The organism is Streptomyces sp. NBC_01618, assembly GCF_045209435.1.
GTDB lineage: Bacteria > Actinomycetota > Actinomycetes > Streptomycetales > Streptomycetaceae > Streptomyces.
In genome coordinates, this window is the sequence record NZ_CP109297.1 from 5622197 (window position 1) to 5636036 (window position 13840).

Here is a 13840-nt window from a genome sequence, read left to right on the forward strand (position 1 = left end):
GGACGAACCGAGGAGACCCCCGTGGGAGTGGCAGCCGCCAAGCGGGACCGTACGCATTATCTGTATATCGCCGTGATCGCGGCCGTGGGGCTCGGCATCCTCATGGGCTTCGTGGCCCCGGACGTCGCCGTCGAGCTCAAGCCGATCGGCGCCGGGTTCGTGAACCTCATCAAGATGATGATCTCGCCAATCATCTTCTGCACGATCGTGCTGGGCGTCGGATCGGTCCGCAAGGCCGCCAAGGTCGGCAAGGTGGGCGGCCTCGCGCTCGGCTACTTCCTGGCCATGTCGGTGGTCGCGCTGGCGATCGGCCTGATCGTCGGCAATGTGCTGCACCCCGGCGACGGTATGCAGCTCTCGCAGTCGGTGAAGGATGTCGGCCACACGGCGGCGGACAACGCCGCCGAGGGGCCGGTCGACTTCCTGCTCGGCATCATCCCGACCACCTTCGTGTCGGCCTTCACCGGTGGCTCGGTGCTCCAGACCCTGCTGATCGCGCTCCTCACCGGCTTCGCGCTGCAGGCCATGGGCACGGCCGGTGAGCCGGTGCTGCGCGGGGTCGAGCACATCCAGAAGCTGGTCTTCCGCATCCTGTCCATGATCATGTGGGCGGCCCCGGTGGGCGCGTTCGGCGCGATGGCCGCCGTCATCGGCGAGACCGGCGTGGACGCGCTCAAGGCGCTCGCCACGATCATGCTGGGCTTCTACGTCACCTGCATCCTGTTCGTGGTCCTGGTGCTCGGCACCCTGCTGCGCCTGGTGACCGGGGTGAACCTCTTCCAGCTCCTGAAGTACCTGGGCCGCGAGTTCCTGCTGATCCTCTCCACGTCCTCCTCCGAGTCGGCGCTGCCGCGCCTCATCGCGAAGATGGAACACCTGGGCGTCAGCCGCCCGGTCGTCGGCATCACCGTGCCCACCGGGTACTCGTTCAACCTCGACGGCACGATGATCTACCTGACCATGGCGTCGCTGTTCATCGCCGAGTCGATGGGCCAGCCGCTGGGGCTGGGCCAGCAGGTTTCGCTCCTCCTCTTCATGATGATCGCCTCCAAGGGCGCGGCCGGTGTCTCCGGTTCCGGTATCGCCGTGCTGGCGAGCGGGCTCCAGTCGCACAAGCCCGCTCTGGTCGACGGCGTCGGCCTGATCATCGGCATCGACCGCTTCATGAGTGAGGCTCGCGCCCTGACGAACTTCGCGGGCAACGCCGTCGCCACGCTGCTCATCGGCACCTGGACCAAGGAGATCGACAGGGAACGGGTCGAGCAGGTACTGGCCGGCTCCATCCCGTTCGACGAGAAGTCGCTCACCCAGGACGCCGACCACGGCGACGGCACGGGCACCGTTCCTCAGCCGCGGGACGGTGGCCAGGAGCCCGCCGTGGCGAAGGTCTAGGCGCAACACCCAGCACACGTGAAGGGCCGTCGCGGGAACTCCCGTGACGGCCCTTCGTGCTTGCCTTGACGTCCGCGTAAAGGTCTACCGTCAAGGACATGCGCATCGGGGAGCTGGCCGAACGGGCCGGAACGACCACACGGACTCTGCGGTACTACGAGTCCCGCGGACTGCTGCCCGCGCGGCGGGCCGGCAACGGCTACCGCGCGTACGACGAGGACGATCTGCGGCTCGTCCAGCAGATCCGGACCCTCCAGGACTTCGGGTTCGAACTGGAGGAGACCCGCCCGTTCGTCGAGTGCCTGCGCGCCGGCCACCCGGCCGGTGACGCCTGCCCCGCCTCGCTCGCCGTCTACCGGCGCAAGCTCGGTGAGCTCGACGCGCTCATCGAACAGCTCCAGGAGGTACGCGTCCACGTGGGCGCCCAGCTCGCGAAGGCCGAGCTGGAGACCGAGGCGGAGCTTCCGGGCGGCCCCGAACCACGTTGTGAACTGGGAGGATGACAGATGATTCAGGCAGAGGGCGTGGCCGAGGTCACGGACACCACTTTCGATACGGAGGTCCTCGCGGCCGACCTCCCCGTACTGGTCGAGTTCACCGCCGACTGGTGCGGCCCGTGCCGCCGGCTCGCCCCTGTACTCAGCGCCGTCGCCGCCGAGGAGTCCGGGCGCATCAAGATCGTCCAGATCGACGTCGACCGGAACCCCGGCATCGCGAGCCGGTACGCGGTCCTGTCGATGCCGACCCTGATGGTGTTCCGCTCCGGCGAACCCGTGAAGTCGATGGTGGGCGCCCGCCCCAAGCGCCGGCTGCTCCAGGAACTGGAGGACGTGTTCGAGGCGGTGTGAGGCGGGCTGCATACGCCCGAAAAAATTCGGCCGCCGATTTCGTACGGCGATGTCGAGAACCGGTGACTGGCTACGTCCCAGCAATGAACGCGACCAGAATGGGTCGCACCAGCACCGAGGAGAAACACGATGGCCAAGTACTTGCTGCTCAAGCACTACCGCGGCGCCCCGGCAGCGGTCAACGACGTGTGTATGGACCAGTGGACACCGGAGGAGATCTCGGCCCACGTCCAGTACATGCAGGACTTCGCGGACCGGCTCGAGAAGACCGGCGAGTTCGTCGACGGTCAGGCGCTCGCCCCCGAGGGGACGTGGGTCCGGTACGACGGCGAGGGGCGCCCGCCGGTCACCGACGGCCCGTTCGCCGAGACCAAGGACCTCATCGCCGGCTGGATGGTGATCGACGTCGACAGCTACGAGCGCGCCGTCGAACTGGCCGGGGAACTCTCGGCCGCACCCGGGGCGGGCGGGAAGCCGATCCACGAGTGGCTCGAGGTGCGCCCGTTCCTGGCCGCGTGCCCCACCATCACGGAGTGACCTCTCCGATGAACGAGGCCCTGCTCAGGAGCCTCACGCCGAGCGTGCTCGGAATCCTCGTCCGCCGCGGAGCCGACTTCGCGGCGGCCGAGGACGCCGTGCAGGACGCGCTCGTCGAGGCGGTCCGCGTCTGGCCGGCCGACCCTCCGCGGGACCCGAAGGGCTGGCTGGTCACCGTGGCCTGGCGCCGGTTCCTCGACGCGACCCGGGCGGACACCGCCCGCCGCCGGCGTGAGAACCTCGTCGACGAGGAGCCGGCGCCCGGGCCCGCGCCCGCGGTGGACGACACGCTCCAGCTCTACTTCCTGTGCGCCCACCCGTCGCTGACGCCGTCGTCCGCGGTCGCGCTCACGCTGCGCGCCGTCGGCGGGCTGACCACCCGCCAGATCGCCCAGGCCTACCTGGTGCCCGAGGCGACCATGGCGCAGCGCATCAGCCGGGCCAAGCGCACCGTCTCCGGCGTGAGGTTCGACCAGCCCGGCGACGTCGCCACCGTGCTGCGCGTCCTCTACCTGGTCTTCAACGAGGGCTACTCCGGTGACGTCGACCTCGCCGCCGAGGCGATCCGGCTCACCCGGCAGCTCGCGGCCGCGATCGACCACCCCGAGGTGGCGGGGCTGCTCGCCCTCATGCTGCTCCACCACGCCCGGCGCGCCGCCCGGACCGCGCCCGACGGCAGCCTGGTGCCGCTCGCCGAGCAGGACCGCGGCCGGTGGGACACCGAGTCGATCGCCGAGGGCGTCGAGATCCTGCAGGCGGCCCTCGCCCGCGACCGGCTGGGCGAGTTCCAGGCCCAGGCCGCCATCGCGGCACTCCACGCCGACGCGCCCACCGCCGAGGAGACCGACTGGGTGCAGATCGTCGAGTGGTACGACGAGCTCGCGCGCCTGACCGACAGCCCGGTCGTCCGGCTCAACCGCGCGGTGGCCGTCGGCGAGGCCGACGGACCGCGCGCCGGTCTGGCGGCGCTCGCGGCGCTGGACGACACGCTGCCCCGCCACGACGCGGTGGCGGCGTACCTCCACGAGCGCGACGGCGACCTGGCGACGGCGGCGCGCCTGTACGCCGAGGCGGCCCTGAAGGCACCCAACCTCGCCGAACGCGACCACTTGACCCGCCAGGCCGCCCGGCTCAACGCCCGCGGGTGTCGCTGACGGGCCGGGCGGCTCACGCCCTGCCGGCGGGGAAGCTCGGCGGCGACGACAGGCGAGCCGGAGGCCCGCACCGGCTGAGGCGGGGGTCGCTGCGTCCGAGGAGCCGGTGTCGTACGGGCCGGGCTACACGGTCCACGGCCGGAGTTTCTCGGGGTTGCGCACCGCCCAGATGTGCGTGATCCGGTCGTCCACGAGGCCGAACGCGGCCACCGTCACGGTGACGCCGCCGTGCTGGGCCACCAGACCGGGCCGGCCGTTGACCGAACGTTCCAGGAGCGTCAGGCCGGGTGCCATGTCGCCGATCTCGATGACGTATTGGGCGATGCGCTTGCCGCCTGCGACCGGGCGGAGCACCGTACCGACCCGGCCGCCGCCGTCGGCGATCATCGTGGCGTCGGGGTCGAGCAGGCCGACGAGGGCGGCGATGTCCTTGGCCACCCATGCCTGCTTGAAGTCCCTGATGACGTCCGACTGTCGGGTCGTCGGAGCCACCGGAGCCGCTGCCGCACGGATACGACGGCGGGCCGACGACGCCAGCTGCCGGCACGCCGCCGGCGTGCGGCCGACGATCGCGGCCACTTCGGCGAAGGGGTACCGGAAGACGTCGTGCAGGATGAACGCGACCCGTTCGGCCGGGGTCATCGATTCGAGCACGACGAGGAAGGCCATGTCGACCGACTCGTCCAGGGTGACCCGGTCGGCCGGGTCGGCCGGGTCACCTCTGCCGTCACCCGGCCGCCCGCTCATCCACTCGGTACGGTCGGGCAGCGGCTCCGGGATCCACTCGCCCACGTAGCTCTCGCGCCGCGCCCGCGCCGAGCCGAGCATGTCGAGGCAGATACGACCGGCCACCTTCGTCAGCCAGGCACCGGGGGACTCGATGGCCTCCTGCTGCTGCCGGGACATGGCGTACCAGCGGACGTAGGTCTCCTGTACGGCGTCCTCGGCCTCGGCCAGGGAGCCGAGGAGCCGGTAGGCGAGATTGATGAGTTGCCGACGCTCGCTCATGATCGCGCTCAGGCTCGCATCGGGTCGGCCGAGTTCGGGCTCGGATCGGGTGGTCATGGTCTCGACGATTCCCTTGTTCGAGTCTGTTTTCACCATGTTCGACGAGACACCGCAGCGAAAGGCCGGTGCGCCGCCTCACATTCCCGGTGGCTACGTCGTCGGACCGGTGGGACGTCGGGGCGGCAGCCACGAGGAACCACTGTCGACAAGCAGAGTTGAGCAACAGAAGGGATGGGCTCACCATGCCCATAGGGACGACGGCACAGCAGCGCAGCCTCACGTTCATGAGGTACCTGCGAGCCGCGATCGCCTTGCAGACCGCGGCCATTTTCTTCCAGGCGGTCACCGCCGGGCTGCTGTTGTCCACGTCGTACGGAGAGACGCTGCACGGTGCCGGGGCGCGTGGGATGTACGCCGCGTCGATGTTGTACGTACTCACCGCGATCCTGGTGTGGCGGCCGGGCGGCGGCTCGCCCAAGTCCATCCTGGACGCGTTCGGATTCCTGGTCCTCGCGTCCGTGCAGGTGGTCCTGGGCATCGCACATGTGCCGTCCCTGCACGTCCCGTTGGGAGTCCTGATCTTCGGCCTGAGCGTCCTCCGGTTGGGCCAGGTGCTGGCCGGCCGCCGCACTCACGCGAATCCCGCGACATGACGGCCGACTGCCCGTCGGGCTGGTGGGGTCGTCGACGTCGGGAGTGTCAGGGGCGCTTGAGCATGCCCCGGAGTTCGGCGACGAGGCCGCGGACGTCGCGTTCTGCGTCGGCTCCGGCGGCCTGCTTGCTTGTGGTGTCCGGGGTGGGTGTGCGGCAGGGGCGACGGAGGCCGTCGGGGAGTGCTCCGGAGTCCTGGTCAGGAGGCCGTCAGCGCGTGAGGTGGGCGCAGGGGGGGAGGGCAGGGCGGTCCTTTGTGCGGACGGCGGGCAGCCAAGCCGTGGCGGGGGCCGTCGCTGCGCCGTCGGTGCGTGAGAGGCGGACACGGAACCAGAGGGTGGAGCGCTGGTCCTCCTCGTTGATGATGGGCTGCCCCTTCGGCAGCTGACAGTCGGCGTCGAGGACGTCGCCGTGCCAGACACGGGTGTCCACGACGTTCCCGGCCGTGTAGGACCGCCGCGGGTCGATCGCGAGGCCCAGGCTGCACTGCGGGTCACGGTCCGAGCGGTCCTGGCAGCCGCGCTCGGCGTTGAAGACCCGGATCGGGGCGGGGCTCCGCGCGGAATGTTCCCCTCCCGTGCAGGCCCAGAACACGGCGACCGCCGTCGCGCATCCGGCGACGGCGAGCAGGATGGCGGAGCGCAGGCGGAGCCGGGTGCGGGACTGCCCGGAGGGGCGGCGCCCGGGCTCGCTCCCGGCCTCGTGGGCTCCGATGCGTTCGAGGAGGCTCCCCGCCGTGTGCGGGGCGCGGGCCTCGTGCGTGGGAGCGAGGCAGTCGGTGGCCACGGCCCGCCAGAACTCCGGGACGGCACCGGCCATCCGTAACGGCGCCCGGCCCTCCGCGTACTGCTGCACGGCCGCACCGCGCGCGGTCGGTGTGGCGCCGGGGAAGGGGAAGGCGCCGTGGGCGAACACCTCGTGGATGACGATGCCGAGCGCCCAGATGTCGGCGCTGGGCCGGATCTGGACGCCCCGCTCCCCGAGCGGCTGCCGCCACCGCTCGGGCGGAAGGTAGTCCAGGGTGCCCATCGGGGCCGTCCAGCCGTGGGTGCCGGTCAGTTCGATGGAGAAGCCGAAGTCCGAGAGCCGGACCTCGCCGTCCCGGCCGATGAGGATGTTCTCGGGCTTGAGGTCGGCGTGCACCCAGCCGCTGCGGTGCATGTGGTCCAGGGCCTCGCAGATGCCGGTGACGAGCCGGGCGCCCTCGGCCTCGGTCACCGCGGTGGCGAGCAGTTCGCGCAGGCTGCACCGGGCCCGTTCCATGACGAGGACGATCGCGCCGTCCAGGGACGGCCGGTCCGGGGTGCTGAGCACCAGGAAGTCGAGGAGCCGGACGAGCTTCGGATGGCCGGCCCCACGTCCCAGTTCGAGCTCCCGGCGGGCGGCCTCGGCCACGGTGCGCGCCTGGCGGGGTGCGAGTCCGGCGGTCGGCATGACCTTGAGGGCGACCTCGTTCTCGTCCGGCCGTTCCCCGGGCCGGTCAGTCGCCCCGTCCGCCGGCCGCCCCGTGTAGACGGTGGCCCAGCCGCCCGCGCCGATCGGTTCGCCGACGACCCACGGGCCGACCCGGTGGCCCGCGGGCAGGAATTCCGGCTCGCCGCTGTCGGCCAGGGCTGCCTGCACATGCATCGTCACCGCGTCCTAGTGTCCGCGCCCGGCCGGTCCGGTGCGCGGCGGTAACAGGGTGAGGTGCTCCTCCCGTACGATCCCGAACTTCAGGGCGAGCCCGACGACGGCCTCGCGCTTTCCGCTGCGGCGGTTCGCGCGGTCGGTGTCGCCCGCGGCCGCGGGGACGCCGATGCGCAGTTTCTCGTCGGTGAGGTAGTCGATGTGCGACGTGACCGCGCGGGCCGTGAGTCTGGCACATGCGCCGTGGCCCCTGAGCCGCTCGACGATCTGCGGGGTGGTCGGTACGGCGGCCGGTGACCGGTCGCGCAGCCACGGCTCGCAGAGCGCGACGAGCACGAGGAAGTAGGTGGCGCTCTCGTCCAGGGAGTACGCGGTGAGGGTGCGGCTCTCCCAGGACCCGCCGCCGGGCGCGTGCGCGTCCAGAAAGACGTGATCGGGGGCGAACACCTGGAAGGAGAGCGGGGTGTCACGACGGGAGGGCAGCACCACCCGGGCGAATTCGAACGGGATGGGTGCGCCGATGCGGCGCGGCGGGACGCGCAGGTACTCTCCCGCCCCTTCCGGGTTCTCGACCAGGTAGCCGTGGGTGGTGCTGAGGTTGCTCAGCTGCCAGTGGTCGTCCGTCGCGCGGATCTCTCCGGCCAGCCGGGACACCGCCTCGTCGGCGAGGCGGAGTTCGACCGGTGTGCGTGCCGAACCGCGGCCGAATCTGGCGTGCTCTCCGGGGCCGAGCCGCAGGGTCACCGCGTCGCCGCCGTTTCCCTCCTGCAGGTGGACGACAATTCCGCTCACCGCTCCCCCGTCCCGCGCGCCGACCGTGACCATTGCCCGACGGAGGGATGTTACCGCCTGCATACGGCTGAGCATGTGCGGTATTCGGACACTTCGGCGCGCAGCGGTGACGACGGGAACGGGGGCGGACGGAGCACGGAGCTTGGGGCGCGGGGTGGGTCAGGGAGCGGGAGCACGAGTGCTCCCGCTCCGGCCGCACGCAGCAGGTGCCGCCTGCTGATCGGATGCATGGTTCTTTCTCCGGAGGGACCCGGGTGGGGTCAGTTGACGGCGGGACCGGACGTACGGTTGAGCCAGGCCCAGTCGGACCAGGTCGAGAAGCCGGTCTGCCATTTGTGGTAGACGCCGGCGTTGCTGGTCGCGAGGACTTCGATGCGGCCGTCGCCGTTGGCCACTGCGGTGATTTCCGTGCCGCCGGTGCCGAAGGACTCCCATTGGCCGTACGGGGCGTTCACCCCGTTCTGCCAGAGGTGCTGGGCGACACTGCCGTTGATCGCGAAGACCTCCACCCGGCCGTCAGCGGTCAGTTGACTGGTCAGCTGGGCGTCGGCGGGGCCGCCGGTCGGTTCCCAGTCGGACCAACTGGTGGGGTCGGTCTGGTACTTGTGGAAGACTCCGACGGGGCCCGAGGCGAAGACTTCGAGGCGTCCGTCCTGGTTGTGGTCCACGGTCAGGTCACGGCCCCCTTCGCCGAAGTTCTCCCAGGCGGACCAGCGGCCGTTGACGGCGGTCTGGTACTGGTGCTGGAACACATCGCCGTTGATCGCGAAGGCCTCAAGACGCCCGTCGGGTGCCTTCTCCATCTCGATCCGGCTGTTCGCGGGGCCACCGCCCGCGGATTCCCAGTCCGACCAGCCGCTGTTCGGTGCGGTCTGGTACTTGTGGAAGATCCCCACGGGTCCGGAGGCGAACACTTCCAGGCGTCCGTCCGCGTTCGCACCCACCGCGATGTCCCGGCCGCCGCTACCGAAGTTCTCCCAGCCCGACCAGCCGCCCGAAGGAGCGGTCTGGTACCGGTGCTGGAACACGTTGCCGTTGATCGCGAAGACCTCCAGGCGCCCGTCCATGTTCGGGCCGATCGCCAGCTCGGCACCGCCCGGACCGCCCAGGAACTCCCACTCCGACCAGCTGCCGTTCACCCCCACCTGCCATGCGTGATGGATGCCGTCGGCACCCGCCGCGAAAACCTCCAGACGGCCGTCCGCCGAACGTGCCGACACCACCCGCCCCGACTCCGCCGGATACACCAACGGCGTGGGACGGGGGCGGGTGCCCGGTGTACAGGGCATGCTGATGCCGCGTTCCGCCAGGTAGGGGATGGGGTCGGTGCTCCTGCTCGCACCCGCGTCTACCCAGACCCGCAGGTGGAGGTGGGGACCGGAGGACTGGCCCTCGCTGCCCATCAGGGCGATCCGCTGACCCGCCACGACGCGGTCGCCCACCTGGACGTCCCGCTGGTACATGTGGCCGTACTCGGTGATGGTCTGGTCGGGGTGCAGGACACGGATCCACTGGCCGTAGCCGGGTTCGTAACCCGAGATGGTCACCTTGCCGTCGCCGACGGCGTAGATCGGGGTGCCGTAGTCGGCTGCGATGTCGATGCCGTTGTGCGACGAGCTGTATCCCTGGGAGATGAATCCGGTGGTCGGGCAGGCGGCGGCGAACCCGGTGACCTGGGCGGTGGCCTGCGCAGGAACCTGGGCGGCGGCTGAGGCGGTCACGAGCAGGCCCGAAATCAGGGCCACGACCGTCGCGAGCACGAGGCGCGGTGCGCACCACGGCGAGCCGGCGTGCGACATGTGACGTCCCCCCGTCACGCTTTGCGCAGGCGGGCGATGACGCCGTTGATGTCGCGCTGCAGCATGTCGTGGCGGATGAAGTGGCCCCCGGGCACCTCGTACGACTCGTGCGGGATCCCGGCTCGGTCGAGCAGCCCGCGGAACTCCCGCTGCCCCGCGAGCACCTGGTTCTCGTTGATGGTGTCGAACCAGTTGATCGGGTTGGGGCTGGTGCCGGCGACGAGGAAGACCCGCTTGTTGCGGTAGCTCTCGATCCGCTGCACGGGGTTGTCGGCATTCACCCGCGCTTCGTCCCAGAACGGCGCGCCGTAGATGGTGCCGCCGTTCAGGTCCAGGGCCGCGGATGAGGCGTTGGCCCAGTGGGCGACGAGGCCGCCGTCACGGCGCAGGCTGGCCGGGCCGGAGTGGGCGCTGACGGAGGCGAAGTGGCCGTAGTACTTGGCGGCGTACTTGAGCGCACCGAAGCCGCCCATGGAGAACCCGCTCACGGCCCGGCCGTCGTATTCGGCGAACGTACGGAAGTTGGCCTCGACCCAGGGCAGCAGCTGGTTGATGTGGAAGTGTTCCCAGTTACGGGGGCCGACGTTGGAGCTGACGGGGTTGGAATACCAGCCGGCGTGACCGCCGTCGGGCATGACCACGATGATCCGCTTGCCGGCGGTCCAATCACGGATGCGCTCGCGGTCGAAGGTGATGAAGTCCTGGTCCGTGCCGCCGCCGTGGAAGAGGTACAGGACGGGGTAGGTGCGGCCGCTCCAGTGGTAGTCGTCGGGCAGCAGAACGTTGACGCCGGGGTTCCAGCCGATCGCGGAGGTCTGGAACCGGTAATACCACATCCGGGGGTCGCCCTCGTTGTGCTCCACGATGTGCAGGCCGAAGCCGTCACCGGCTGCCGCGGCCGTCGATGCCGACGCGAGCACGCCTCCGGTGCCCAGAGCCATGGCGGCGGTGAGCCCGCCGGCGGACTTGAGGAGACTCCTGCGGGTAGGGTGATGTGCGGTCAACGTGTCCTCCTTGGAAGCGCCATGACGGTCTGTCCGACCGCTGGGTGACAATCGCTTGGGACGGTAGCGACCGGCCTCCGGGCGGAGAACCCGGAACCTTACGGAATGACAGAGCCGGCCCACCCCACGGCACGTGGTACGTGGCCAACAAGACCGCCTTCACCGGCTGGACGCAGAATCAGTACCGCGAGTACGACGTCGCCTTCGTCCATGTGTGGGGCAACGCCGACACCCTGGGCCACACGGTGGGCGGTGAGGGCCTGCGTGGGCGAGTTGGGACGGCCCGGCTCGTTCGGCTGTGAGTCAGGTGACGGCGTAGACGGTCGGCAGCCGTTGAAGTGGTTGTCAGGTTTCAGACACTGCCGGTTCCGGTCAGCCGGAAGGTCTTCACCAGCCGTAACGCGGCTTACACACTGGGTTCGCCCGCGGATGCACCTGCGGGTGCCTCGAAAAGGAGCCCCTGTGAAGAAGACCCTCTCCCTGGCAGCCAGTCTGGCAGTCGCCGCGACCTGTGCGCTCGGTGCGGCGCTTCCTGTGCACGCCGCCGACAGGACCGCGACGACGAGCGTCACCAGCCAGGCACTGCAGTCGGCCATCGACAGCTCCACGGCGACCCCGCAGGCCAAAGCCCTTGCCGAGCGGATCCTGGCCGAACTGCCGGCTGACTGGGAGTCCCGCGCCCAGGCAGCCGCTGCGAAGTACGGCATCGACGACTCGCGGTGGAGCGCGATCCGCGACAGCGTGATCAACCCCGACGACCACCAGTGCCAGTCGACGGAGCTCAAGACCTGGGCCCGCAGCCTTCTCATGGGCGCCGAAGACCCGTTCACCATCTTTATGCTCTCGATCTTCGACGGCTTCAACCTCCCGACCTACGACGCGCTGATCTTCGGCGAGGAGTCAAGCTCGAACACCTTCGGTGTCGACGGCGAGTACACCCAGAAGCTCCCCGCCGAGATGAAGAACCTCAAGCGCTTCTGGGACATCAACTCGGCGGACATCCAGCTGATACCTCTGCACGGGGCCGATGTCTTCTCCAGCCCCGAGCGGGTCGCCCGTACGCTCGCCGCGCTGTACGGAGGGACCCCCGAGGACCAGCTCGACCTGGCCGACATGTTCATCGAACTGGTCAACATGGAACCGATCCTCAAGGGCGGCGCCAACCCGATCTTCAGCTTCAACGCATTCGCCTACACCGAGGACCGCGAACCGGAGCCGACCGGCATCTCCGACCGGATCATCGTGGGCGACGGCATCCTGCAGGGCATGGACGCCGTGGGACTGGGCGATGTCGCGCCGCGGGCGATCGTGGGCCACGAGTTCGGCCACCACGTGCAGTATGAGGACGACCTCTTCGCAGGCGACCTCAACGGCCCCGAGGCCACCCGCCGTACCGAGCTCATGGCAGATGCCTTCGGGACGTACTACGTCACCCACGCCCGCGGCGAGGCGCTCAACACCGCCCGCGTCCTGAAGGCCCAGAAGTCCTTCTACGAGGTCGGGGACTGCGGCTTCGACAACCCGGGCCACCACGGCACGCCGAACCAGCGGCTCGCCGCGTCCACCTGGGCGGCTGACGTGGTCAAGGACGCCCCGGACCAGGGCCACATCCTGCCGTCGCTCAAGTTCGCCGGGATGTTCGATGCCAAGCTTCCCGACCTGGTCAAGCCGGACGCCGTCGGCTGACGCACGGTCCGGCGGCAGTACGGCGGGGCACTCGTCCCAGTGCCCCGCCACTCGCCCGGAGCGGGTTGGCCCGCCCCGGGCGCACGCCGGGCGAGAGCGGCATGCCGGCAGAGAACGCGAGGGAGCGCTTCGCCAAGGCTGCGGTGCCTGGACAGGTTGCGGTTCAGAACCAGCCGCGGCGGCCGGCCTGGACCCCGAGCTGGAACCGGGTCTGGGCGCCGAGCACTTCCTGCAGTCGGGCGATGCGCCGGGACACGGTCCGCTCGCTCACCCCGAGCTCACGGGCGATCGACTCATCGGTCAGCCCGGCACCGAGGTAGTTCAAGAGCTGTCGCGCGTCGTTCCTCCGACTGGTCTCGAAGTCGACGACCTCGCGGACGGAAGGAAGCGGGACGGCCATCCGCCAGTACGACTCGAAGACTCTGACAAGCCCGTCCAGCAGGCCCGACCGGTGGACGATCACGCTGTGGTGTCCCACCCGGTCCGGCGCGGTGACGGACAGCACGGCCAGACGGTCGTCGCAGACCAGGGCGTTCAGCGCGACATCGTGGAAGACCCGTGCCTGCTCCCCGCGGGCGACGCACGCGTGTGCCGCCTCCAGGGCCTTGGGTACCTGCAGGATGTCGGCGCTGTACACCACCCGGTAGACGATCCCGCGGGACATGGCTTCCAACGCTTCCGTGTCCACCTCCGGCACACGCTCGCCGCCACCCGCCGGCCCGATTGACAGAGCGCGCACCTCCGACGTGGCCTCACGATGGATCCGCCGCTGGATCGCATCGGGGCTGGAGGAGGTGTCGACGACCTCGACGTAGTCCGATCCCGACGTGTGGTCGAGCCAGAACCGCGACAGGAGCGTCGCACTCTCGTAGGCGTTCCGGGCTTCGCGTGCGCGCCGTTCGGCGACGGCCTCGAGCGCCGCGCGCGGTGGCTGCGCGGTCAGTCTGTCGTCGGCGCGCGACACCAGGCCGATGCGGGTGAGTTCGTCGATCGCCTGCGGGAGCTCTTCGGCGGGCGACCCGACCGGTCCCCACCGTCCGACGAGCTCGGCCAGGGTCTGCGGACCGTACTCCACGAGCGCGAGGTAGGCGGCTTCGGCAGTCGCGGAGAGTCCGAGGGACTGCAACGGGCGCGTCCTGAGTATGTCGCCGTGCGCCCCAGGGGCAGTGACGGACACGCAGCCTCCCTCGGGCCGGTCGGCGGTCTCTTACGGATCCGTACGGGGCGGATCGCCGGAAGGCCCGCCGCCAACGTTCAGCGGATCAGGGCGAACCGTGACGATGAACGGCCGCGACACGCACCCCCACTGGCCCATCCCAGGGCGCTCCGCGCATCCGCTG

At 70.2% G+C, this 13840-nt stretch carries 14 protein-coding genes; 8 read left to right on the forward strand and 6 right to left on the reverse strand.

The window, feature by feature from the left end; all coding sequences use genetic code 11:
• Window positions 1-21 precede the first annotated feature (21 nt).
• The 5 genes from OH735_RS26225 to OH735_RS26245 all read left to right on the forward strand — a co-directional run bounded on the left by OH735_RS26225 (window position 22) and on the right by OH735_RS26245 (window position 3931).
• Complete coding sequence (locus OH735_RS26225; RefSeq protein ID WP_406384078.1) at window positions 22-1392, forward strand: cation:dicarboxylate symporter family transporter; 1371 nt, start codon at window positions 22-24, stop codon at window positions 1390-1392.
• 98 nt (window positions 1393-1490) lie between these two features.
• Window positions 1491-1895, forward strand: coding sequence for a MerR family transcriptional regulator (locus OH735_RS26230; protein ID WP_406384080.1), 405 nt, complete (start codon window positions 1491-1493; stop codon window positions 1893-1895).
• Window positions 1896-1898: 3 nt separating this feature from the next.
• On the forward strand, window positions 1899-2240 hold the full coding sequence (gene trxA, locus OH735_RS26235) for a thioredoxin (RefSeq protein ID WP_406384082.1): 342 nt from the start codon (window positions 1899-1901) through the stop codon (window positions 2238-2240).
• A 129-nt stretch (window positions 2241-2369) separates the two neighbouring features.
• Window positions 2370-2777: a YciI family protein gene (locus tag OH735_RS26240; RefSeq protein ID WP_406384084.1), complete on the forward strand. Its 408-nt coding sequence runs from the start codon at window positions 2370-2372 to the stop codon at window positions 2775-2777.
• Between the two features lie 8 nt (window positions 2778-2785).
• Entirely contained in the window at window positions 2786-3931 is a 1146-nt protein-coding gene (locus OH735_RS26245) for an RNA polymerase sigma factor (protein WP_406386737.1), read from the forward strand.
• Between the two features lie 123 nt (window positions 3932-4054).
• Here the strand turns inward: OH735_RS26245 and sigJ are convergent, their stop codons facing one another.
• Window positions 4055-4996 carry an RNA polymerase sigma factor SigJ gene (gene sigJ / locus OH735_RS26250; RefSeq protein WP_406384085.1) on the reverse strand — a complete coding sequence of 314 codons (942 nt, stop codon included), beginning with the start codon at window positions 4994-4996 and terminating at the stop codon, window positions 4055-4057.
• A gap of 227 nt (window positions 4997-5223) precedes the next feature.
• On the opposite strand from sigJ, the gene OH735_RS26255 reads away from it, so the two are divergent.
• Window positions 5224-5592 (forward strand): hypothetical protein, encoded by a 369-nt coding sequence (locus tag OH735_RS26255; RefSeq protein ID WP_406384086.1) that lies wholly within the window; start codon window positions 5224-5226, stop codon window positions 5590-5592.
• Window positions 5593-5800: 208 nt separating this feature from the next.
• On the opposite strand, the gene OH735_RS26260 is transcribed toward OH735_RS26255, so the two are convergent.
• The 4 genes from OH735_RS26260 to OH735_RS26275 all read right to left on the reverse strand — a co-directional run bounded on the left by OH735_RS26260 (window position 5801) and on the right by OH735_RS26275 (window position 10814).
• A complete protein-coding gene (locus tag OH735_RS26260; RefSeq protein ID WP_406386738.1) occupies window positions 5801-7219 on the reverse strand; it encodes a serine/threonine-protein kinase in 1419 nt (472 codons plus the stop codon).
• Between the two features lie 12 nt (window positions 7220-7231).
• Complete coding sequence (locus OH735_RS26265; protein ID WP_406384087.1) at window positions 7232-8011, reverse strand: serine/threonine protein kinase; 780 nt, start codon at window positions 8009-8011, stop codon at window positions 7232-7234.
• A 260-nt stretch (window positions 8012-8271) separates the two neighbouring features.
• Window positions 8272-9810: a peptidoglycan DD-metalloendopeptidase family protein gene (locus OH735_RS26270; protein WP_406384089.1), complete on the reverse strand. Its 1539-nt coding sequence runs from the start codon at window positions 9808-9810 to the stop codon at window positions 8272-8274.
• A gap of 14 nt (window positions 9811-9824) precedes the next feature.
• Window positions 9825-10814 (reverse strand): alpha/beta hydrolase, encoded by a 990-nt coding sequence (locus tag OH735_RS26275; protein WP_406384090.1) that lies wholly within the window; start codon window positions 10812-10814, stop codon window positions 9825-9827.
• Window positions 10815-10954: 140 nt separating this feature from the next.
• Here OH735_RS26275 and OH735_RS26280 point away from each other — a divergent pair, with 140 nt between their 5' ends.
• On the forward strand, window positions 10955-11116 hold the full coding sequence (locus tag OH735_RS26280) for a hypothetical protein (protein WP_406384091.1): 162 nt from the start codon (window positions 10955-10957) through the stop codon (window positions 11114-11116).
• A gap of 160 nt (window positions 11117-11276) precedes the next feature.
• Window positions 11277-12500 carry a hypothetical protein gene (locus tag OH735_RS26285; protein ID WP_406384092.1) on the forward strand — a complete coding sequence of 408 codons (1224 nt, stop codon included), beginning with the start codon at window positions 11277-11279 and terminating at the stop codon, window positions 12498-12500.
• Window positions 12501-12663: 163 nt separating this feature from the next.
• Here OH735_RS26285 and OH735_RS26290 read toward each other — a convergent pair whose 3' ends face one another.
• Window positions 12664-13677 carry a LuxR C-terminal-related transcriptional regulator gene (locus tag OH735_RS26290; protein WP_406384094.1) on the reverse strand — a complete coding sequence of 338 codons (1014 nt, stop codon included), beginning with the start codon at window positions 13675-13677 and terminating at the stop codon, window positions 12664-12666.
• Window positions 13678-13840: the final 163 nt, after the last annotated feature.